This window comes from Mesorhizobium neociceri (assembly GCF_013520985.1).
Taxonomy (GTDB): Bacteria; Pseudomonadota; Alphaproteobacteria; order Rhizobiales; family Rhizobiaceae; genus Mesorhizobium; species Mesorhizobium neociceri.
In genome coordinates this window covers 70673-92989 of sequence record NZ_JACDTY010000001.1, presented here as the reverse complement: position 1 = coordinate 92989, position 22317 = coordinate 70673, and the positions used below count along the sequence as shown (strand labels likewise).

The 22317-nt window shown below is 61.1% G+C and carries 19 protein-coding genes; 6 read left to right on the top strand and 13 right to left on the bottom strand.

The features are described from left to right. Positions 1-89 precede the first annotated feature (89 nt). Entirely contained in the window at positions 90-458 is a 369-nt protein-coding gene (locus H0241_RS36085; RefSeq protein WP_456238119.1) for a helix-turn-helix transcriptional regulator, read from the top strand. Here H0241_RS36085 and H0241_RS00405 read toward each other — a convergent pair. The 3 genes from H0241_RS00405 to H0241_RS00395 all read right to left on the bottom strand — a co-directional run bounded on the left by H0241_RS00405 (position 439) and on the right by H0241_RS00395 (position 4125). After that, a complete protein-coding gene (locus tag H0241_RS00405; protein WP_181055468.1) occupies positions 439-1692 on the bottom strand; it encodes a tyrosine-type recombinase/integrase in 1254 nt (417 codons plus the stop codon). The genes H0241_RS36085 and H0241_RS00405 overlap by 20 nt on opposite strands. 317 nt (positions 1693-2009) lie before the next feature. Beyond that, positions 2010-3587 (bottom strand): glutamine-hydrolyzing GMP synthase, encoded by a 1578-nt coding sequence (gene guaA, locus H0241_RS00400; protein WP_181055467.1) that lies wholly within the window; start codon positions 3585-3587, stop codon positions 2010-2012. A gap of 55 nt (positions 3588-3642) precedes the next feature. Continuing rightward, the gene (locus H0241_RS00395; RefSeq protein ID WP_181055466.1) at positions 3643-4125 is read right to left on the bottom strand and encodes a MarR family winged helix-turn-helix transcriptional regulator; all 483 of its coding nucleotides are present in this window, start codon (positions 4123-4125) and stop codon (positions 3643-3645) included. A gap of 84 nt (positions 4126-4209) precedes the next feature. Between H0241_RS00395 and H0241_RS00390 the strand changes: the two genes are divergently transcribed. Then, positions 4210-4527 (top strand): hypothetical protein, encoded by a 318-nt coding sequence (locus H0241_RS00390; RefSeq protein ID WP_181055465.1) that lies wholly within the window; start codon positions 4210-4212, stop codon positions 4525-4527. 11 nt (positions 4528-4538) lie between these two features. Here H0241_RS00390 and H0241_RS00385 read toward each other — a convergent pair whose 3' ends face one another. The 3 genes from H0241_RS00385 to H0241_RS00375 all read right to left on the bottom strand — a co-directional run bounded on the left by H0241_RS00385 (position 4539) and on the right by H0241_RS00375 (position 7068). Continuing rightward, positions 4539-5174: a 5'-methylthioadenosine/S-adenosylhomocysteine nucleosidase gene (locus tag H0241_RS00385; protein WP_181055464.1), complete on the bottom strand. Its 636-nt coding sequence runs from the start codon at positions 5172-5174 to the stop codon at positions 4539-4541. A 4-nt stretch (positions 5175-5178) separates the two neighbouring features. Beyond that, positions 5179-5637, bottom strand: a complete 459-nt coding sequence (locus tag H0241_RS00380) for a PaaI family thioesterase (protein ID WP_023686843.1) — start codon at positions 5635-5637, stop codon at positions 5179-5181. A 141-nt stretch (positions 5638-5778) separates the two neighbouring features. After that, a complete protein-coding gene (locus tag H0241_RS00375) occupies positions 5779-7068 on the bottom strand; it encodes an RsmB/NOP family class I SAM-dependent RNA methyltransferase (RefSeq protein ID WP_181055463.1) in 1290 nt (429 codons plus the stop codon). Positions 7069-7390: 322 nt separating this feature from the next. On the opposite strand from H0241_RS00375, the gene H0241_RS00370 reads away from it, so the two are divergent. Continuing rightward, on the top strand, positions 7391-8068 hold the full coding sequence (locus tag H0241_RS00370) for an MIP family channel protein (protein ID WP_112396212.1): 678 nt from the start codon (positions 7391-7393) through the stop codon (positions 8066-8068). A gap of 68 nt (positions 8069-8136) precedes the next feature. Here H0241_RS00370 and katG read toward each other — a convergent pair whose 3' ends face one another. Beyond that, on the bottom strand, positions 8137-10338 hold the full coding sequence (gene katG, locus H0241_RS00365) for a catalase/peroxidase HPI (RefSeq protein WP_181055462.1): 2202 nt from the start codon (positions 10336-10338) through the stop codon (positions 8137-8139). A gap of 140 nt (positions 10339-10478) precedes the next feature. On the opposite strand from katG, the gene H0241_RS00360 reads away from it, so the two are divergent. The 3 genes from H0241_RS00360 (at position 10479) to H0241_RS00350 (ending at position 13897) form a co-directional block, all read left to right on the top strand. Next, complete coding sequence (locus H0241_RS00360) at positions 10479-11387, top strand: hydrogen peroxide-inducible genes activator (RefSeq protein ID WP_181055461.1); 909 nt, start codon at positions 10479-10481, stop codon at positions 11385-11387. A gap of 133 nt (positions 11388-11520) precedes the next feature. Then, positions 11521-12681, top strand: coding sequence for a Shedu immune nuclease family protein (locus H0241_RS00355; protein WP_181055460.1), 1161 nt, complete (start codon positions 11521-11523; stop codon positions 12679-12681). Between the two features lie 82 nt (positions 12682-12763). Continuing rightward, positions 12764-13897 (top strand): pentapeptide repeat-containing protein, encoded by a 1134-nt coding sequence (locus H0241_RS00350; protein WP_181055459.1) that lies wholly within the window; start codon positions 12764-12766, stop codon positions 13895-13897. A gap of 280 nt (positions 13898-14177) precedes the next feature. Here H0241_RS00350 and H0241_RS00345 read toward each other — a convergent pair whose 3' ends face one another. The 6 genes from H0241_RS00345 to hisS form a co-directional block, all read right to left on the bottom strand. Further along, positions 14178-15401 (bottom strand): flavin-containing monooxygenase, encoded by a 1224-nt coding sequence (locus H0241_RS00345; RefSeq protein ID WP_328824580.1) that lies wholly within the window; start codon positions 15399-15401, stop codon positions 14178-14180. A 261-nt stretch (positions 15402-15662) separates the two neighbouring features. After that, entirely contained in the window at positions 15663-16766 is a 1104-nt protein-coding gene (locus H0241_RS00340; RefSeq protein ID WP_181055457.1) for a calcium:proton antiporter, read from the bottom strand. Positions 16767-16866: 100 nt separating this feature from the next. Further along, on the bottom strand, positions 16867-18636 hold the full coding sequence (locus H0241_RS00335) for an AMP-binding protein (RefSeq protein WP_181055456.1): 1770 nt from the start codon (positions 18634-18636) through the stop codon (positions 16867-16869). Positions 18637-18721: 85 nt separating this feature from the next. Beyond that, positions 18722-19420, bottom strand: a complete 699-nt coding sequence (hisG, locus tag H0241_RS00330) for an ATP phosphoribosyltransferase (protein ID WP_181055455.1) — start codon at positions 19418-19420, stop codon at positions 18722-18724. Continuing rightward, positions 19417-20535, bottom strand: a complete 1119-nt coding sequence (locus tag H0241_RS00325; RefSeq protein ID WP_181055454.1) for an ATP phosphoribosyltransferase regulatory subunit — start codon at positions 20533-20535, stop codon at positions 19417-19419. The genes hisG and H0241_RS00325 overlap by 4 nt, the downstream gene beginning before the upstream one ends. A 181-nt stretch (positions 20536-20716) precedes the next feature. Then, entirely contained in the window at positions 20717-22276 is a 1560-nt protein-coding gene (gene hisS / locus H0241_RS00320; protein WP_181055453.1) for a histidine--tRNA ligase, read from the bottom strand. Positions 22277-22317 lie beyond the last annotated feature (41 nt).

Genomic DNA, 22317 nt, shown 5'->3' with positions numbered 1-22317 from the left:
GCGCTCTGAGACGATGAGGTGATCGTACTTGAGAGCTATACCTGGATTGGACCAGATGCACGATCATTGGCCCGAAGAAGCCCTTCGGTATGCACATGGTCAAATGGCAGAAGCCAACTCAATGCGAAAGCTGCCAAGGCATAGAAGCCGCGCCAGCGGATCGCTCCCTTCCAGTTCTACCGCACATTGAGGCGCGACAGGTCGTGCGAACTGTTCGTCGATCGCAATTGCGAGAAATGGTCCCGTTATCGGATACGACTATTTATGAGATGGAACGACGAGGCGAGTTCCCGCGACGGTTCAATCTGACGCCCCGCTGCGTCGTTTGGGACATGGGAGAAGTCGAAGCCTGGATTCAGGAAAGGCGGAACGCGTCCTCTGCTGGCTCAATCGAACTGGCCCCGGGACCAAACGTGCGGTCGCGGAAGACGAGGCCCGTCAAGTCGGATCGAGGATAACGGCTGCCCCAGAAATCGGCTGCAGTGTGGGTGCGTGTTTATTGCCAGCCGCCCACGCTTCAATCATGTCGGCCCATTCCTGCAGCATGTGGCGCCGCTGCGGTTCGTATTCAGCCTTGTTATAGACGCCGCGGGAGGACCGACTATCTTCGTGGGCAAGGCATTTTTCGATCCAGTCGCGATTGAATCCGATCTCGTTTAGGAGCGTGGAGCCGGTCCGCCGTAGATCGTGCACCGTAAAGGGAGCAAGCGGCAGATTTTGTTGTTTTGCGCGGTCCACAATCGCCATCGTAATCCGATTGAAGGTCGCGCGCGACATGGGTTCGTCGGCATCATAGCGAGATGGAAGCACGTATCGAGAGTTCGCAGCGCAAGTCTTGAGCGCAATCATGATGTCGAGGGACTGGCGGGACAGGTAGACGTTATGTGGCTTCTTCCGCTTCATTCGCTCTTTGGGAATGGTCCATACCGCGTTCTCGAAGTCGACCTCATCCCACGTCGCGTCCAGAAGCTCACTTTTCCGAACCATCGTGAGCAGGATCAGCTTTAGGCCCAACCGAATGGTCGGCAAGGTCGGCACATTCTCCAACTCTTTCAGCATGATTCGAATTTCTACGGGTGACAACGCCCGGTCTTTCGCCTCGAAGGTGGCTATCGAAGATGGCCCTACCTCGTCCGCCGGGTTGGCGATCTTCTCGCCGTGCAGAATGGCATAACCATAGACCTGCTTAACAATATCCCGGACATGAATGGCCGTTGCCGGTGCGCCACGGTCCCGCACCTTTGCGCACAGCGCCCGCAAATCGTCCGATGTTATTTCTGTGAGGAGCCTTTTGTCCCAAATCGGCAAGATGTCTCGATCGAAGACGGCTTTGCGCATGGAGCGCGTGCTGTGCGCCATCTTCGCCTCTTTAAACCAACTTCTGCCGGCATCGCCGAACGTGCCCGTCTCAGACAGGCGCCTCTTGTCACGCTGCTTTTCCTGGGCTGGTGATTTTCCGGCTGCCACCATTTTTCGTGCGGCAAGACAGCGGTCACGCGCCTCTGCTAGCGAGATGCCTCCCTCACCATAGCGGCCCAGCGTCACTGTCTCTCGCCGACCATTCACTCGGTAGTCGTATCGGAACGATATCTGCCCTGTGGGAGCCACGGTCGCGTACATACCGTCACGATCGGTGACTTTGTATATTTTATCTTTTGGTTTCAGCTTCTTAAGTGCGATGTCTGTGAGCATAGGGAGGAGACGGATGGGCGCATTTAGGATTGTGAAATGCCAAATTTTACCGTCATTCGTTTTACCGTCAAGACTCTGTGAGAGGCCATTGGATTCAATACCTTACCTCGAAAGATGCCAACAGGCTTGAGTCCGGCGCAGTGACGGCATTAGTCTGCAGCGAAGATGACGCGAAAGGGAATGCCGTCCGATCTACCGCCAAATGATTCCGCTTAGGGGCGATAGTCAGCGATAGACGTAGAGACGAAAGCAGAGAAAATTCAGGCGCTTAATGAAGCTTTCTCGATAGTCGCGGAATGCTGGCGAACGACCGACCTTTATTCCCACTCGATCGTGCCCGGCGGCTTGGACGTCACGTCGTAAACGACGCGGTTGATGCCCTTGACCTCGTTGATGATGCGGGTGGCGGCAGCACCGAGGAAGGCCATGTCGTAGTGGTAGAAGTCGGCGGTCATGCCGTCGACCGAGGTGACAGCGCGCAGGGCGCAGACGAATTCGTAGGTGCGACCGTCGCCCATGACGCCAACGGTCTGCACCGGCAGCAGCACTGCGAAGGCCTGCCAGATGGCGTCGTAGAGGCCGGCCTTGCGGATCTCGTCGAGATAGATGGCGTCGGCCTCGCGCAGGATCTCCAGCTTCTCGCGCGTGATGCCGCCGGGGCAGCGGATAGCGAGGCCGGGACCTGGGAACGGATGGCGGCCAATAAAGCTTTCGGGCAGGCCGAGCTCCTTGCCGAGCGCCCTCACCTCGTCCTTAAACAGTTCGCGCAGCGGCTCGACCAGTTGCATGTTCATACGCGCCGGCAGGCCGCCGACATTGTGGTGCGACTTGATGGTCACCGAGGGACCGCCGGTGAAGGAGACGCTTTCAATGACATCGGGATAGAGCGTACCTTGCGCCAGGAAATCGGCGCCGCCGAGTTTCTTGGCCTCTTCCTCGAACACCTCGATGAACAGCCGGCCGATGGTCTTGCGCTTCTTCTCGGGGTCGGACTCGCCTTCCAGTGCGGAGATGAATTTTTCCGACGCGTCGACCAGGATCAGCGGCAGATTGTAATGCTGGCGGAACATTGCCACCACGCCGGCGGCCTCGTCCTTGCGCATCAGGCCATGGTCGACAAGGATGCAGGTCAGCTGGTCGCCGACCGCTTCGTGGATCAAAAGTGCGGCGACGGAAGAATCCACACCGCCCGACAGCGCGCAGATGACCTTGCCCTTACCGACCTGCTTGCGGATGGTCTCGACCGCATGCTCGCGATAGGCACGCATCGTCCAGTCGCCTTCGATGCCGGCGATGTTGTGGACGAAGTTCCGGAGCAGCCTGGCGCCGTCCGGCGTGTGCACCACTTCGGGGTGGAACATGATGCCGTACATCTTGCGCGCAACGTTGCCGAAGATGGCGAAGGGCGAGCCTTCCGACTTGCCGAAGACCTCGAATCCCTTGGGCAGCGAGATAACGCGGTCGCCATGGCTCATCCACACCTGATGACGCTGGCCGGGCGCCCACAGGCCCTCGAACAGCGGGCTGTCCTTTTCGATCTCGACGAAGGCGCGGCCGAATTCGCGGTGGTTCGAGCTCTCGGCGACGCCGCCCATCTGCACGCAGAGCGCCATCTGGCCGTAGCAGATGCCGAGGACCGGCACGCCGGCGTCGAAGACGATCTGCGGCGCGCGCGGGCTGCCTATGTCTGATGTCGAGGCGGGACCGCCCGACAGGATCACGGCTTTGGGATTGATGCGCTTGAAGGCAGCTTCGGCCGATTGGAACGGCACGATCTCGGAAAACACGCCGGCCTCGCGGATGCGGCGGGCGATGAGCTGCGTAAACTGGCTGCCGAAATCGATGATGAGAACGGTGTCGGCCAGGACGGTGTCGGGATGATTGGCTGTCGTCATGGCGAGCCTTTAGAGAAAGAAACGAGTCGGCGCAATGGGTTGCAAGGCCGCACTGTTACTGAACTTCGGTGTCTTTGTCGGTGGCATCCGGGGCTCCCGCATCAAGGGTCCGCAAAGCGTCCATCAGTGCTGCGAAGCGTTGCTGGCCGATACGCTCGACATAGCGCCGTTCGATCTGCAGCTTGATGCGGTCGCCGTCGCGCAAGGCGTCCAGGCCCTTGCGTGTGTAGCCGACAAGCTTGCCGCGCCCGTCGCGCGGATCAGGCAGGCGCTGTACCACGCCTTCCGCCTCGAGCCCGTCGAGCAATTGCTGGACCGCCTGCTTGGAAATCGCCGAACGGTCGATCAGCGCAGACTGGCGAATACCGTCGCGGGAGATGTGCCCGAGCAACCCGGCGCGCGCCTCGGTGAACCAGCCATGGCCGGCGTCGCGCATAGCGGCGGCGAACTCGGCCTGCCAGGCGCGGCTTGCCTGCCACAGGCGCCAACCGATGTGGTCGGGGAGTGCAGTCGTTTTTTCGTCAAGCTCCTTGACCATTTTGCCGGCACTCCATATAGTCAAGATACTTGACGACTTCGATTGCGTCGAGCGCTTTCAAACTCAAAACCTGGGAACCGGACCATGACAATTCTGAACAGGGACACGCTGGCCATTATCATGATCGGCACCACGCATGTCATCGACATGGGCGGCAAGAGCGCCTTCATCCACTACGAAACCGCTGACAGGGCACACATGCTACTGCCGGACGGCACCCGCTTCCATGGTCGATGGGACCTGCTGGACGATGGCTACAAGGTCAAATGGACCGATGGCCCCGCGGGCGCCTGGAGACTCGACCACACGACCGGCGTGATCGACTATGTCGATGCAACCGGCACCGTGCGCGGGCGCATTTCGCGCATCGATTTCGGCGATCCCGCGAGCCTGGCAGCCTGATCCGGTTGCGTTCAGGCGTCGAGCAGGCCGTTGCTCAGCGCCTGTTCGAGCCGCCCGACCGCATCGGCCAGCTTCTCGTCGATGACATGGAGATATTCGGTCCAGTCGCCGACATGCCTGAGATCGGCCGCACCATCTGAAATGCCGCGCAGGCCGATCAGCGGGATATCGAACAGCTGGCAGGCGCGCAGGCAGGCGAAGGTTTCCATGTCGACCATGTCGGCGGCGATTGCGTCGTAGGCGGCGCCCGTAATGATGGCGCCGCCGGTCGACAGCGTCGCTTGCCTGATCCCGGGAATCCGGAACGGCAACGGCACGGTGACCGGCAGGTCAAGAAACGGCGTAGCCCCTTTTTCGAAGCCCAGCGGCGAGGCGTCGATGTCGCGATAGCTGACCGAGACCGCCTGGTAGATTTCCGTTTGCTCCAGCGTGCGGCTGCCGGCGGAGCCGAGCGAGACGACGAGATCCGGCAGCGTCTTCTGCGATTTCAGCCAGGACAGTTCGGCGCCGAGGCGAACGCCTGCCTCGACCGGACCGACGCCCGTCATCAGCGGCGTGAACAGTTTTTGCAAATGCGGCCCGTATTCCGCCTGCGCCGCCATGACGAAAAGGACGTCCTTGCCGCCAATGCGCGTAACTTTGACCATCGTATCAGCCCGCAATGCCATCCCGCCCAACCACGGTCATCATCGTCCCGGTCATGGTGGCGATCAGCTTTGCCTCGCCATCGGCGGCAAAGGCATAGGCCTGACCGTCGGCGACAATGATGGTGCGGCCGGGCTTGGTCACCGAGCCACGAAACAGGAAGCGCTCGCCCCGGCCGGGCGCCAGCAGATTGACCTTGAACTCGATGGTCAGCACGCCGGAATTTTCCGGCATCAGCGAGAAGGCGGCATAGCCGCAGGCCGAGTCCAGCGCTGTTGAGATCACCCCTGCATGGAGGAAACCATGCTGCTGGGTGAGTGCCGCCGAATACGGCATTTCGATCTCGATGATACCCGGCGTCACCAGCGTCAGTTCGGCGCCGATCGTCGCCATCGCCTGCTGGCGGGCGAAGGATGCCCTGACGCGATCCTCATAGTCGGGAGCCGGTACGATCTTTGCTGCCATGGCTGTCGCCCTGATTGATCTACAAAAGCTTATTGCAGAGGCCCGAACGCCGCGCAAATGCTTTTGCTGCACTGCAACAAACGCCGCCGCCTGCCATCAAGGGATGAGAGCCGGCTGAAGACTGCCGATTTGCGGTAAGGCTCAGGCTGCCCTGCGCAGCGCGCAGAAGTAGAACCCGTCGGTGCCGCTGAGCGCCGGCGATAGCGAGATGTCGCCGGCCTTTTCGATCCGCGCGGCGGTCGCATGGCCGGGGAAATGGACGTCCCAGAGTGCGCGGTGATCGACCGGGACAAAGCCTTTGTGCCGCTCGCTAAAGGCGGCAATCTGCTCGCCATTCTCCTCGTCGAACACCGAACAGGTGATGTAGGCCAGCAGGCCGCCGGGTTTGACATAGGCTTTTGCGGCATCGAGGATTGCCGACTGCTCGCCCTTGCGGGCATCGAGCTGTCTTTGCGTCAGCCGCCATTTGGCGTCGGGACGGCGTCGCCAGGTGCCGCTGCCGGTGCAGGGCGCATCGACGAGCACGATGTCCATATGATTGGCAAGCGGTGCCAGTTCTGCGAGCTTGGTGACGATCTGGACGTTGCGGTTTTCCGAGCGGCGGATGCGGTCGAAGATCGGCGCCAGCCGTGCCTTCTCGGCGTCGTGGGCGAAGACCTGGCCCTTGTTGGCCATCGCCGCTGATAGCGCCAGCGTCTTGCCGCCGGCGCCGGCGCAGAAATCGAGCACCTGCATGCCGGCTTCCGCCCCGGCGAGTGCGGCGACGATCTGCGAACCCTCGTCCTGAACCTCGAACCAGCCCTTCTGGAAAGCCGGCTCGGCCTGCACATTCGGGTGCCGGCCATCGCCGTCGATCGGCGGAATGCGAATGCCTTGCGGCGCGATAGCGGCCGGCTTGGCGCCTGTGTCGGCGAGTTCCACCAACACCTTGGCGCGGTCGGCCTGCAGCGTGTTGACCCTGATGTCGAGCGGCGGGCGGGTGGCCAGGGCTGCGCCCTCCTCGACCCAGTCTGCGCCAAAGGCTCGTTCGAACAGCGGCGCGCACCAGTCGGGCACGTCGGCTCGTACCGCCTCGGGCGCGTCTTCAGGGCGGCGCTCTGCCAGCACTTGCAACTCGGCGACGCTGAGCAGCGGCGGCGCGAACTTGTCGCCGTCGAGCGCATCGTTGAGCGATTGCGCCGTCTGGCCCCATTCGATGAGCAGCGCGCCGAAGCCGATGGCGCGCGGCGTATCATCGCCCAGCAGCCAGCCGGCGGAACGCTTGTGGCGCAGCGCGTCGTAGACAATGTTGCCGATCGCCGCGCGGTCGCCGCCGCCTGCAAAGCGATGCGACAGACCCCAATCCTTCAGCGCATCGGCCACCGGCCGGTGACGCCGGCCAATGTCTTCCAGCACTTCAATGGCTGCCGCCAGCCGTCCGCCCAGTCGCATTCGTCATTCCATCAATCGAGCACAGGATCTTTCGGCCTGCTCTTAGAGCCTTTCACGTCCGGATTGAACCCCGCTTGAATTTCGCTGCGACAAGGCCATTCCGGTCGCGGTCGGCGAATTTCCCCCGCCGGCAAATGTCCGCCCGCCTGCGATAACAAATCCCAAATAGATGCAGGGTTTCTAATGTTCGCAGCTGGCCGCCGCAAGCATGACCTGTGGCGCAACTGCTCTGCTTTCCAAGATTTTGTGTTGGGAATACTCTTTGCGTCATGATTCGCGGCGCAGAAAACGCGGACCCGCGGATCGATACGAGGAGAGGGCAATGAAAACGTATCTTGCGGAAGTTCTAGGGACATTTCTATTGGTGTTCATCGGCACGGCGTCGGTGGCGACGGGCGGCTTTCTTGCCGACCTGCCGCTCGGCCAGGAAGCCATCGGCCTGGCGTTCGGCATCGGCCTGATTGCGGCTGCCTATGCGGTCGGCCCGATCTCGGGCGCGCATCTCAATCCAGCCGTCACGCTCGGCGTCTTCCTTGCCGGCCGGCTGCCGGCCAAGGATGTCATCCCCTATTGGATCGCACAGATCATCGGCGCCATCCTGGCCTCGCTGGCGCTGTGGATCATCGTTTCGGGCCAGACCGGCGGGCATACCACCGGCTTCGGCGCCAATGGCTGGGACGTGGCGAAATGGGGGATGAGCTCGGCCTTCCTGTGGGAGCTGATCGGCACCTTCACCTTCGTCACCGTCATCCTCGGCGTCACCGCGGAAAAGCACTCGACGGCGTTCGCCGGCTTGGTCATCGGCCTGACGCTGGCTGGGCTGCACTTCGCCATGATCCCGGTGACCGGCACCTCGGTCAATCCGGCACGCTCGATCGGCCCGGCGCTGTTTACCGGCGGCGCGGCACTCAGCCAGCTCTGGCTGTTCATCGTCGCCCCGCTGATCGGCGGGGCGATTGCCGGCGTCGTTGCCAAGGCGCGCATCTTCGAAAAGGACTGATTTTCGAAGTCTGCATAAACAAAAAGGCGCGGGCCTCGGCCCGCGCCTTTTTGCTTGGGAGGCTGCGATCAGGCGGCGATGTCGAAGCGGTCGGCGTTCATCACCTTGGTCCACGCTTTGACGAAATCACCGACGAATTTCGGCCCGGCATCCGCCGACCCATAGACCTCGGCCAGCGCGCGCAACTGCGCATGCGAGCCGAAGATCAGATCGGCGCGGGTGGCGGTCCATTTGACCGCCTTGGTCTTGCGATCACGCGCCTCGTAGACCTCATGCGAGCCCGGCTCGGATCCGGCGGCCGGATCCCAGACGGTCGCCATCGAGAGCAGGTTGACGAAGAAGTCGTTCGTCAGCGTGCCCGGCCTGTCGGTCAGCACGCCATGCTTTGAGCCGCCGGCATTGGCGCCGAGCACGCGCAGGCCGGCGACCAGCACCGACATCTCCGGCGCCGTCAGGTTGAGCAGTTGCGCGCGGTCGACCAGCAACGCTTCGACCGACATCGGCGGCTTGCCGCCGACATAATTGCGGAAACCATCGACTTTTGGCTCGAGCGCGGCGAAGGAATGAGCGTCGGTCTGCGCCTGCGAAGCGTCGGTGCGGCCTGGCGTGAAGGGAACCTTCACCGCGTTGCTGCCATCCTTCGCCGCCTTCTCGACCGCGGCGACGCCGCCGAGCACGATGAGGTCGGCCAGCGAAACCTTCTTGCCGCCCGCGTTGAACTCCTTCTGGATGGCTTCGAGCTTGGCCAGCACCTTGGCCAGTTCGGCCGGCTGGTTGACCTCCCAGTCCTTCTGCGGCGCCAGGCGGATGCGCGCGCCATTGGCGCCGCCGCGTTTGTCGGAGTTGCGGAACGTCGAGGCCGAGGCCCAGGCGGTCGAGACCAGCTGCGAAACGGTGAGGCCCGAAGCCAGGATCTTGGCCTTCAGCGAAGCGATATCCTGGTCGCTGACCAGTTCATGGTCGACCGCCGGCACCGGATCCTGCCAGATCAGCTCTTCCTTCGGCACCAACGGGCCGAGATAGCGCACGACCGGACCCATGTCGCGATGGGTGAGCTTGTACCAGGCGCGGGCGAAGGCGTCGGCGAACTCAGCGGGATGCTGGTGGAAGCGGCGCGAGATCTTCTCATAGGCCGGGTCGGCACGCAGCGCGAGGTCGGTGGTGAGCATGGCCGGCGCATGACGCTTGCCCGGATTGTGCGCGTCCGGCACCGTAACCGCGCCGGAGCCGCCCTTCGGCGTCCACTGATGGGCGCCGGCCGGGCTCTTGGTCAGCTCCCATTCGAAGTTGAACAGATTGTCGAAGAAGTTGTTGCTCCACTTGGTCGGCGTCGTCGTCCAGGTGACTTCGAGTCCCGAAGTGATCGCATCGCCGGCAATGCCGGACGCATGCTTGCTCGACCAGCCGAGGCCCTGCGCCTCGATGCCCGCGCCTTCCGGCTCGGCACCGACCAGTGCCGCATCGCCGGCGCCATGGGTCTTGCCGAAGGTGTGGCCGCCGGCGATCAGCGCCACGGTCTCCTCGTCGTTCATCGCCATGCGCCCGAAGGTCTCTCTGATATCACGCGCCGATGCCAGCGGATCGGGCTTGCCGTTCGGCCCTTCCGGATTGACGTAGATCAGGCCCATCTGCACGGCGCCGAGATGGCCGTGCAACTCACGGTCGCCGGAATAGCGCTTGTCGTCGAGCCACTTGGTTTCCGAACCCCAGTTGACGTCCTGTTCGGGCTCCCAGACGTCGGCGCGGCCGCCGGCGAAGCCGAAGGTTTTGAAGCCCATCGATTCCAGCGCGACGTTGCCCGTGAGGATCAACAGGTCGGCCCAGGAAATCTTGCGGCCGTATTTCTGCTTGATCGGCCAAAGCAGCCGGCGCGCCTTGTCGAGATTGGCGTTGTCCGGCCAGCTGTTCAACGGCGCGAAACGCTGCTGGCCGGCGCCGGCGCCACCGCGGCCGTCGCCGATGCGATAGGTGCCGGCGCTGTGCCAGGCCATGCGGATGAACAGCGGCCCGTAATGGCCGAAATCGGCCGGCCACCAATCCTGCGAATCCGTCATCACCTTGTGCAGGTCCTTGATCACCGCATCGAGGTCGAGAGTCCTAAATTCCTCGGCATAGTCGAACGCCTCGCCCATCGGGTCGGAAAGGTTCGACTGCTGGTGGAGAACGCTGATGTCGAGCTGGTTCGGCCACCAGTCACGGTTTGTCCTGCCGGACGTTCCATGCGCGACCGGGCATTTGCCGGCGCTGTTGTCGTCGGTGTTCGCGTCCATCTTAGCCTCCGAATTGCTGATCTTATTTGTTGGTTTTCCGGGCCGGCCGGGAGCCGCGCCACTCTGGAACAGTTCCAGACTAGGCCGTCTCTTCGATAAAAACAAATTGCCTTTCCTGTTTGCTGCGATAGGTTTTTCTTATGATTGGTCTCACCGTCCGGCAGATGCAATATTTCGAGGCTTTGGCGCAAACGCTGCATTTCGGCCGCGCCGCAAAACTGGCCGGCGTCAGCCAGCCGGCGCTGTCCACACAGATCGCCGAGATGGAGCAAAGGCTGAACTGCCGGCTGTTCGAACGCGGCAGCAAGACGGTGCGGATGACCGAGGAGGCGCAGGCGCTGCTGCCGCGCATCGAGCGCATTCTGCGCGATATCAGTGAGGTCGAAGCCGCGGCCAGGCGCGGCCGCCCAGCGATGCAGGGACGCTTCCGGCTGGGCATTATCCCGACGGTGGCGCCCTATCTGTTGCCGCATGTGCTGCCGGAGCTGAAGCGGCATTTTCCGTCGCTGCAGCTCGAACTGCGCGAAGCTGTGACCGCGTCGCTGGTCGAGGACACGGCAACGGGACGGCTCGACGCCTTCATCGCCGCGCTGCCGCTCGACCAGCCTGGCTTGGTCACAGAGGAACTGTTCGCCGACCGCTTCTTCCTCGCCGTGCCGTCAGGCGACCCGGCCTTTGCCTCGCCGCCGGTGCCGCCGGAAAGCCCGGCGCTGGAGCGACTGATGCTTTTGGAGGAAGGCCATTGCCTGCGCGAACAGGCGCTCGCCCTGTGCGGCAGCGTGCGGCCGGTGGCGATGGCTAGCTACGGCGCCACCAGCCTGACGACGCTGTTGCAGATGGTGGCGCATGGGCTGGGCGTCACGCTGATCCCGGAAATGGCGGCAGGTCCGGCCGGCGCCATCCAGGATTTGAAGATCGTCCCGTTCCAGGAACCGATGCCGCAACGCACGATCTGCCTGGCGTGGCGCCGCAACAAGGTGCGGCATGACGAGTGCGTGGAACTGGCCAAGATCATTCGTGGGTTGGATGGGGCGGTGCTGGGGGCGTGAGGCGGTGGCACGAAATGCTCATCCGTCAAAGTCGGACCATACGGGAGCCGCGGACCGAATGTCTTGTGCGCCAATTTCTGCCCCCCGAAGGAAGATCCCTTCCACCTTGATATTTCTGCGATAGTGTCAGGGCATGAGCGATGATAGCGGATACGAGTTCTTCAAGCTGCGCAAGCAGGCCAAGACATATATCTCGAAAGTCTTCAACTTCGGGGGAATGAATCCGGAGCGTATTCGCCACGTTAGAATGGTGAATGAAGGCACCGACGAAGTTCACCTTGGCGAGATCGAAGGCGCGATGTGCCTTCGACTGACGGGCAACATCCGCAAGACACAAGTGACCGCCCTCGTTTCGCAAGATGACAAAAAGATTAAGCGGCTGTCCCTTCTAACCTTCAAGTCTCGTGCGGGCGACTGGATCGAGGCAATGGAGAAGGAGGAATTCACTTTCCGATCCGACGAGTGGAGCCGGCTTCAAAACTTCCTGTCGCAAATCAAATTCATCGACCTGTCGAACCAAGAAAATTTCCAGATCGAAGACATATCCACAAAGGCCGGACCGAAAGCGATCATCGATGCCTCAGATCGTGGAATCATCGACCGCATCAAGAACATGTCTGATGAACAGAGGAACGGCCTTCTGCACGCCCTGCAAGGGCAGTTGACCGATGAGGAAATCAACATCCTTCTTGGCCGCAGGCAGGGGCTGGAAGAATATGAAAAGCACATGCTCCAGAAGGATTGGAGCGAAGCGCAATGGCAGGACTTCTTTGACCGCGAGCAATGGGTTTTCGGCTATGGTCTCGACTATCGGGTGATGCGCCAGTTTGATCGAGAAATGACGGTCGGCGCTGGCGGCACTGACAACCGAAACAAGCCTGTGATCGACTTCCTTGAGACCTTCACAGATTACACGGTGCTCGTTGAAATCAAGAAGCCCGACACTCAGATATTCAAGACCAGTCGTGGCGGACGTGCTGGAACATGGGAATTCAGTCCGGAATTCCTCGGCGCCTTTTCTCAGATCATTGAGCAGAAGGCAGAATGGCTCCATTTCGCACAGACTGGCGAGCACTATAACAAGGCAGGCGACCTCCTGACTGCCCGCACAAGAAACGCGAAGTGCATACTCGTCATAGGCTCGCGTGATGAGTTCCTACGTGCCGATAACCCTAGAGCCGCGAACGTGAAGCGCGATACTTTTGAACTGTTCCGGCGAGAGAACCGTAGCATCGACATCATGACATTCGATGAACTGTTTGAACGCGCCCGGTTCATCACGCGGAGTCAATAACGCTTTAGCGACTGCGCATCACTCGCCTGGCGTAGGCTGAATGCGGCGGTGCTAGGACGCGCCAGTCTGGAGGGGGCCGAGCATGTTACCTAAAGATCCGGAAATGGAAGTTGAACGGCATCTCCGCCAATATCTGTTGCGCAAACTCGGTCGATGGCCGACCGATGAGGACATCAAAAATCATCTGGATGAGGAAAGCGCGATATTCGAAAAGGCCCGTGTACTACGGGAGCTCGAAGCGGCCAATAAGAACAACGAGGAACGAACGAAACAGATTGAGCGACGAAATGCGCTTGAAGAACGTCAGAGAACTCGCAATATCGCCCCAAGCGCTGACTCCCCGGTCCGAAATCTAGAAGAGCTCGAAACCCTTTCTAAGTCTGGTCAAGCTTATTGCGTAGGCACTAAGATAGAAGGTAGTAAGGAAGAACCCATTATCGTTGATATCGACCTTGAGTTTTTTAATTTCAATTTGTCAATGTTTAGATATGTTACGTTTGGAACTGAATCCAACTTAAGTAACGTTAGTTTTATTGGATCGAAATTTGAATCTGTAATTTTCGAAAATGGCTCCAGTATAGAAGGGTCTGACTTTAGCGAGGCCGAATTTGGTTCGACCCATTTCAAGGAAGGATGCCGGCTAGACGGCGCCTCTTTCCGATTCGCAAAATTCAAAAGAGGAAACACCGTTGAATTTGACAGAAACTATATATCAGGAGCTAGCTTCTTGTCAATCCGTACTGACGAATGGTCACAACTTTCGAGATCTTATTCTGGTATATTTCAATACATAAACATTGCCTTTTCTGGAATATACTTCGGTATTATCCTTTTAAAGCTTTATCTATTTAAATCTATATCGGTCACACAATCGCTGATTGAAAATCAAATACGATTTTTGGAAGAAAATTCTAATCAATTTTCCGCTATTTCTGTGTTCGAATTTGTTTTCGGCTCAAGATTTACTTCATTGGCTATAGCCATGATTATCCTATGCTATCAGGCGGCGCGACTATATCTAACAATGAGAATCGGCCCCCTTATAGAGGCCGAGAGACAAACAGGGTACACGCCACGAAGGTCTTCATTCGAGGGCTATCTGCTACTTCATCTCATTGTGCGTGTGCTAGGAGTAATCGCAGTTCTGCTCTTTATCTACGAGTTGTGGGATCTTTGGAGCCAGCGGCCGATAGTCATTCCGAAGTTGGTCGGCTAGTCGACCGTCAATTTCGATGTCAACCAAACAATTACTGATTGCAAAAGGAGACAAAACAACCTTCATCTGTGCGTGGCAACGCTGCAACTTCTGGTGGAAGGCGAACAATACCAAGATCGGGCGATTTACACACGATCTATTGATCGCAACGGAATCCCTGTTGCTACGCTCCTCCTTTCTCAAGCCGTCTTCTGCACCACCGGCTCCAGCTTCTCCACCATCGCCTCGCGCATCAAGATCGCGGCGCCTCGTCTTCTTCAATATCCAATCCGAGATCGGCTCATCTCTTTGCGAGATGGTCAACCAGACGGGCTGCCTCCTCGGCAACGCCGGGTACCGTGCCCGATTTCCGCGTTGATGCGAAATCGAGGCCGGCGAAATAGATGCCGGGATCGACGCCGATGCCATCCTCGTGCAAGGGCTGACCAGCCGCATCGAGCGCACCGGGCAGCCCAACCCATCCGAAATCGCCAGTAAAGCCGGTAGACCAGATTACCGAAGAGATCCTGCTTGCCGCCATGTCGATCGAGCGCAGGGGCGGGCTCGGCAGTCGCGGCTCAACCGTTTCGGCCGGGTCATCCTCGGCTGGCGGCGCGTGAAGACCGGTGTGCTCGATATACTGGTCGACCAGGCGCTTGGCATTTGCGGAGACCTCGTCGGCAAAGCGAATATGGTCGTCAAGCTCATCGCCGAAGACGAAGCTCCCGTTGTCCATCCCCAAGAATCGACCAAGCAGAACGACGCCCTGCGCGCTGAGCGACTGCAGGCTAATGGTGTGCGCCGCGCCGAGTAGCGGTCGCGGTGGCAATTTGCCGGATGGCAGGATTAGTTGCCGGCGCGGGAGATCGAGATGACCACTCAAGGTCAGCCAGTTGAGCATGCTGCCGCCGCGATAGTGTCGCACCCAGCGGCCATTGCGGCATGTCGCCAGAAAGACGGAGCGCCCAGCCAGAACCAGGTCTTCGGCAATCTGGCCGCCCGATTGGCCGCTGCCGACCACCAGCACCGCACCGTCGTCAAGTGCGGCCGCACTGCGATATGCGGAGGAATCGATCTGGCGAAGTGACGGCGGCAGGTCGGCGGACCAGGGCGGGCGGACCGGACAATTCAGATTGCCAGTCGCGATCACCACGTTGCGCGCCCGCACCGCGCCATCCGGCGTCGTCACCCGATAGTGACCATTGTCTCTTGTCAGCTTCTGCACCGGACTCCCGGTTCTCACCGGCAATCGGTGCCGCTCGATGTAGCTCTCCAGATAGGCGACGAATTCGTGGTGTGTGATTGCACCCCAAGGATCCGGCCCGTCGTAGGCATCGCCGGGCAGGATCGAGCGTATGTTGGGCGAATTCAGCAGGAAGGAATCCCATCGCTGTGTTCGCCATGTCTCTCCGACGCGGCTTCGTTCAAGCACGCAATGCTCGAGCCCCTGCTGTTTCAGAAAATAGCTCGCGCCGAGCCCGGCCGAACCGGCGCCTATGACAACGGCATCAAGTATTTCCCCCACCGTGTTCCCCAACAAAGATGCACTTCGAACATAATATTGTGCGGGGAGCGGACGTAAGAGAGCGCTCACCCTTGCGATGCGGCGAGGCATTTCGTGCCGCCCTTGAACCAGGGCAGTGTACTGCAAGGAGCCTGTTTCTGACAGCCCAAGGATGGAAGCTATCCCTGCTTCGCGGAAGCATTCTCTTGTCGGCTAGCTCCAGCGGTTTGCCAGCCGGCGGCCGCCTCATCCCTGCCTCTGATCGCCAGATCGCACCAAGCTTCAAGGTATAAATATCAGAAATACATAAGTAAAAAATACAACAGCGTGGACCATTCCGGTCAGGAACGTCGTCCTTTCGTTACTAAAGCTTACGCTGCATATGAAAAGCGCTAAAACCAAAAGTACTGCGTCGGCCTCCGGGAGCCCCAGGGTTAAGCCTCGTCCCGTCAGCAGGCTGGCTGCTGCGACCGCCGGTATTGTCAAACCAATCGTGGCGCAAGCCGAACCCATTGCGACATTCAGGCCGCGCTGCAGCTCATTGTTGAGTGAAGCGCGAACCGCCGAAATGGCCTCCGGCATCAAAACCAGACCCGCGATCATCGCCCCCACGATGCTGTCAGCCTGGGCGACCTGATAGGCAACGAGCGCATCTTCAACACTTGCGGCGACCTGCTCGGCGAGCATGACAATTCCGATCAGTCCGATGACCAGCAGCAGAGCGCTTGACAAGATGCTTTCGTGAGGGGCGGTTCGCGCCGAAACGTCATGTGCCAGTCCTTCGATGAAATCGTCCCGGTGCCGGACTGTCTGCGCGAACACAAAACTTGCATAGAGCAGCACAGAAAGAACGCTCACAAGGCCAAGCTGAGCTGCCGAAAATGTGCCGGGATCGGTGGTCCGCGTGTAGGTCGGCAGGATAAGTGTCATGACGGTCAGTGCGACCAGAACCGCCAGATATGCGCTGGTCCCTTGCCGGACAATTGCCTGCTTGCGATGGCGCCAGCCGCCAAACGTGAGACACATTCCGACAACGCCGGTGGAAGCAATCATCACCGTCGAGAAGACGGACTCACGTGCAAGCGTGGGGTTATTCGCTCCATGCAGCATCATGGAAACGATGATCGACACTTCGATTGCCGTCACGGCAAAAGTCAGCACCAATGTGCCGTAGGGCTCCCCCACACGGTGGGCCACCGCCTCGGCGTGATCGAGCACCACGAAAATGGTGATGAACATGATCGCAGTCGAAAGCGCTCCGACGAGTATCCTGACGCTCTGCGAACCTTCGTCCACCGACAGCCCGCTGGTTCTGACCGCGACGGCCATTGTCAAGGCGGCCAAAGGCATCGCATAGGAAATCGCTGATCGTGCGAAACCAGTCATTCAAGCCCCCATGCGTCTCTGCGAACCTTGCGGAAAGCCTGTGTGGAGCACCCCGATGTCATTGCGAAGCCGGCAATCCCCGTCAACCGGCGTTCGACCCTCAAGCCGTCTTCTGCACCACTAGCCCCAGTTCCTCCACCATCGCTTCGCGCATCAGAAACTTCTGCGGTTTTCCCGTCACCGTCATCGGCAGTTCGGTGCGGAAGCGGATGTAGCGGGGGATTTTGTAGTGGGCGATCTGGCCGGCGCAGAAATTCTTGATCTCCTGCTCGGTGGCGATCTGGTTGGGTTTCAGTACGATCCAGGCGCACAGCTCCTCACCATATTTGGCGTCTGGAATGCCGAACACCTGCACTTCCTTGACCTTGGGGTGGCGGTAGAGGAACTCCTCTACCTCTCTGGGATAGACGTTCTCGCCGCCGCGGATGACCATGTCCTTGACGCGGCCGACGATGTTGCAATAGCCCTCGGCATCGATGGTCGCGAGATCGCCGGTGTGCATCCAGCCGTCGGCGTCGATCGCCTCGCGGGTTTTCTCCGCGTCGTCCCAATAGCCCTTCATCACCGAGTAGCCGCGCGTGCACAGCTCGCCCGGCGCGCCGACGGCGACGGTGGCGCCCTCGGTGTCGATGGCCTTGACCTCGACATGCGGGTGGATGCGGCCGACGGTGGAGACGCGCTTTTCCAGCGGGTCGTCGACGCTGCTCTGGAACGACACCGGGCTGGTCTCCGTCATGCCATAGGCGATGGTCACCTCTGCCATATGCATCAGCGACACCACCTTCTTCATCACCTCGATCGGGCAAGGTGAACCCGCCATGATGCCGGTGCGCAGGCTGGAGAGGTCGAAGCTGGCGAAGTCGGCGTGGTCGAGCATGGCGACGAACATGGTCGGCACACCATAGAGGCCGGTGCAGCCCTCCTGCGCCACGGCTTTCAGTGTGGCGCCGGCGTCAAAACCCTCGCCGGGGAAAACCATGGTCGCGCCCTTGGAGACACAGCCCATCGTGCCCATCGACATGCCGAAGCAGTGATAGAGCGGCACCGGGATGCACAGTCGGTCGTCGACCGTGAGCTTGATCGCCGCGGTGACGAAATTGCCGTTATTGACGATGTTGGTGTGGGTCAGCGTCGCGCCCTTGGGGGCGCCTGTCGTGCCTGACGTGAACTGGATGTTGATGGCCTCGCCCGGCTTCAGCCCTTCGGAGATGCGGTCGAGGCTGTCATGCTCGTCGCGGCCGGCCATCGACAGCACATCGGCGAAATTGAACATGCCGGGCGAATTGTCGTCGCCCATGCGGATGACGATCTTCAGCGTCGGCAGTTTCTGCGACTTGAGCTTGCCGGGTGCGGCTTTGGCGAGCTCAGGCGCCAGCGTCTCGATCATGCCGAGATAGTCGGAGGTCTTGAAGCTGGCGGCCGTGACCAGCGCCTTGCAGCCGACTTTGTTGAGCGCATATTCGAGCTCGGTCAGCCGGTAGGCCGGGTTGATGTTGACCAGAATCAGGCCGATGCGGGCGGTGGCGAACTGCGTCACCAGCCATTCCCAGCGGTTGGGCGACCAGATGCCGACACGGTCGCCTTTTTCGAGGCCAAGCGCCAGGAAGCCGGCGGCGAGCGTATCGACGGTGTCCGACAGCTCGCTCCAGGTGAAGCGCTTGTCCTGGCCGACGAAGACGGCAGCATCCTGCGTGGCGTATTTGCTGACTGTGTCGGAGAAAAGCTCAGGGATGGTCTTGTCGAGCAAAGGCGGGGTGCGCTCGCCGGAGACATGCGCCCGGCCATCGAGCGGGGCGATGAAGGTCGCGCCCTTGCCGCCGCGCCCGCGCAGATTGGTGGCGTTCTTGAGTTCGTCGAGATTGATCGCCATCGCCGTCTCCTCCCGGGATATGGCGAGCCTATCAGCCTGACGGGACGGTGGAAATCCCGTCGATGGTAGCGGGGCTGCGCCGACGCTAAGCGACTATCGCGCTTATCTTCGCGGCGATATCACGCAACAGTGCCTCATCCGCTGCTGCACGCGCCTTCTTCGAGGCCACCAGACAGGCCTGCGACTTCAGCACAACCCCATCCGCCAGCACCTTGAGATGGTTGGCGCGTAGCGTCGAGCCGGTGGTGGTGATGTCGACGATGACATCGGCAAGGCCCGCCGCCGGTGCGCCTTCAGTAGCGCCGAGGCTCTCGACGATGCGGTAGACCTGGATGCCGTGCTTTTGCGAGAAGAACTGCTGCGTCAGCCGCCAGTATTTGGTGGCAATCCTGAGCCGCCGGCCGTGGCGCTGGCGGAAATCGGCGGCGACATCGTCGAGATCGGCCATGGTATCGACATCGAGCCAGATGCTGGGCACCGCGACGACGACATCGGCATGGCCGAAGCCGAGACGGGCGACGATTTCGGCGCGCGCTTCCCAGTCGGCAAGGTTTTCGCGCAGCAGATCCTCGCCGGTGATGCCGAGGTCGACCGAACCTTGCCCGATCTCGCCGGCGATTTCGGAGGCCGACAGGAACGCCACCTCGATGCCCTCGGTGCCGTCGATGCGGGCGCGGTACTGGCGCTCGTCGCTGGGCAGGCTGACGGCAAGCCCGGCCTTGGCCAGCACCTCCAGCGCCTGCTCCTTCAGCCGACCTTTCGACGGGATCGCCAGCGTGATCATTTGGGCTCTCCCCGCAGCGCTTCGATGCGGTCGAGCCAGACGGAGAAGCCGACGCCGGGGATCGGGGTTTTCGCGCCGAGCAGCGTCAACAGCCGGTCATAACGACCGCCGCCGGCCAGCGGCCTCTCGCCGCCTTGCGCCGCGATCTCGAAGACGATGCCGGTGTAGTAATCCAGCGGACGGCCGAAAGCGGCGTCATAACGGACTTTTTCGACGGGCAGGCCGTGGGTTTCGATCGCCTTGGCGCGGGCGACGAATTTTTCCAGCGCCGCGCCCAGCGAAAGCCCGGCAGAGGCGGCAAAGCTTTCGAGCGCAGCACTTGCGCCGTCGAGCGGCACGTCGATGGCCAGAAAATCCTTGAGCGCCGCGAACGCTTCGTTCGACAGCCGCACACTGCGCAATTCAGCCTTCTCGATCAGCCGCCGGGCAATGTCCACAGGCGCCCGCCCGCCCGATGCCGACAGGCCTGCCTTGTCCATGCCGCCAGCGATGTGGGCGGAAAGCGCTTCGAGATCGCCGTCAAGCACAAGGGCTGCGACATCGCCGTCAAGCTGGCCGTTGCGCGGCGGGTTGGCGAGGTCGGCCAGCGCCGCCTGCAGCATCGGCGCGGATCCAAAGGCTCGCGCCAGACGCATGCGCCAGCCGCGCGGCAGGCCGAGTGCTGCCAGCACCGCCTCGAAGATCGTCTGGTCGCCGAGCGTGATCGCCAGGGGCTGGCCGGGCAGCACCAGCTCAAGCAGTGCATGCGCGTCGGCCAGCGAACGGGCATCGGCTTCGGCCGTGTCGCGATCGCCGAGATCCTCGATGCCGGCCTGGAAAAATTCGTTGCCGCCCTCGCGGCGCTGTCGAAACACTTCGCCGAGATAGGAATAACGGCGTGGCGTGCCGGCCTGGCTGGCTATGTGGTCGAGGCAGACGGGAATGGTGAATTCGGGCCGCAGGCAGAGCGTCTTGCCGGTCTCGCTTTCGGTGAGAAAGATGCGGCGGCGCAGATCCTCGCCGGCCATGTCGAGGAACGGGTCGGCCGGCTGCAGCACCGCGACTTCCACCGCATGGGTGTTGCGGGTGGCGAAGAGATTGGTGATTTCGGACGCGATGGCGGGGCGGGAGGTCATGGGAGGCGCCCCTCCCTTCTCCCCTTGTGGGAGAAGGTGGATCGGCGCGCAGCGCCGAGACGGATGAGGGGTGCGTGACGGAATGAGACGTTGGTGCCTTCTGGAACACCCCTCATCCGACCTCGCTTCGCGAGGCCACCTTCTCCCACAAGGGGAGAAGGACAAGAGAGGGCGGCGCTCGTCACTTAGACCGTTCCTCGGCCTGCGCCGCCAAAATCTTCTTCACTTCGGCGACCAGCTCACCCTCCGCCACCGTCACCTGCGCAGGCCTTGCGGCGCGCCATTCGGCGTTGTCGGTAATCTCGGCCGACATGCGCGCGCCCTCGATCAGATCCTTGATCTGCAGCTCGCCCTTGGCGCGCTCGTCGCCGCCCTGGATGACCGCGACCGGGCTGCCGCGACGGTCGGCATATTTCAGCTGCGCCTTCATGCCGGCGCCGCCGAGATACATCTCGGAACGGATGCCGGCGGCGCGCAACTCAGCCACCATCTTCTGGTAGCGGCCGAGGCTTTCGGTGTCCTTGTCCATGACCAGCACGACGACCGGTGCGATGACATCGGTGCTGTCCAGCTTGCCGAGGTTCTTCAGCGCCGTCATCAACCGGGAGACGCCGATGGAGAAGCCGGTCGCAGGCACCGGTTCGCCACGGAAGCGCGAGACCAGCCCGTCATAGCGGCCACCACCACCGACCGAACCGAAGCGCACGATCTGGCCGTCCTCGTTGGGTATCTCGGCCAGAAGCTCGGCCTCGAAGACCGGACCGGTGTAATATTCGAGGCCACGAACGACGGAGGGGTCGATCATAACTCGATCCATTCCGTAGCCCGCACTTCTCGCCAAGCTCCGTATTTCCTCAAGCTGCTGATGCCCTTCGATGCAAAGGTCAGAGCTGTAGAAAGTGCCGCCTTCCTTCAAGACGAAATAGCTTTGATCGATTTCGTTGTTGAACAAATCACCCGCGATGGCTGCCTTTCGCATGGCATCGGCCGACTTATTCGCCTGTTCAATAAACTCCATGAGCTGATCGACTTGAGCGTCAGCTAGCCCCGCACCTTTCGTAAAATCGCCGCTTTCGTCCTTACGTCCTGCCCCGAGAAGTAGGCGCACGCCTTCCGGCCCGAGCTTGTCCAGCTTGTCGATGGCGCGCAGCACCGTCAGTCGGCGGCCTGCATTCTCATCGCCGCCAAGGCCAATCGCCTCCAGCACCCCGTCGAGCACTTTCCGATTGTTGACGCGGATGACGTAGTCGCCGCGCTTGATGCCCAGCGCTTCCATCACGTCGGCCATCATCATCGCCATCTCGGCGTCGGCGGCGACGCCCGGCGTGCCGATTGTGTCGGCGTCGAACTGCATGAACTGGCGGAAGCGGCCGGGGCCGGGTTTTTCATTGCGGAACACCCAGCCGGAGCGATAGCTGCGATAGGGTTTCGGCAGCCGCTCAAAGTTCTCGGCGACGAAACGCGCGGTCGGCGCGGTCAAATCGTAGCGCAGCGACAGCCACTGCTCGTCATCGTCCTGGAAGGAGAATACGCCTTCGTTCGGCCGGTCCTGGTCGGGCAGGAATTTGCCGAGCGCATCGGTGTATTCGATCAGCGGCTGGTCGGCCGGCTCGAAGCCATAGAGTTCATAGACCGAGCGGATGGTCGCCATCATCTTCTCGACGGCGCGGATGTCCTCCGCACTGCGGTCGGCAAAGCCGCGCGGCAGCCGCGCTTTCGTCTTTTCCGATTTGTCGGCCATGGGATGGGTCTTTTCCGGTCAGCAGTGACTTAGTTCAAGCG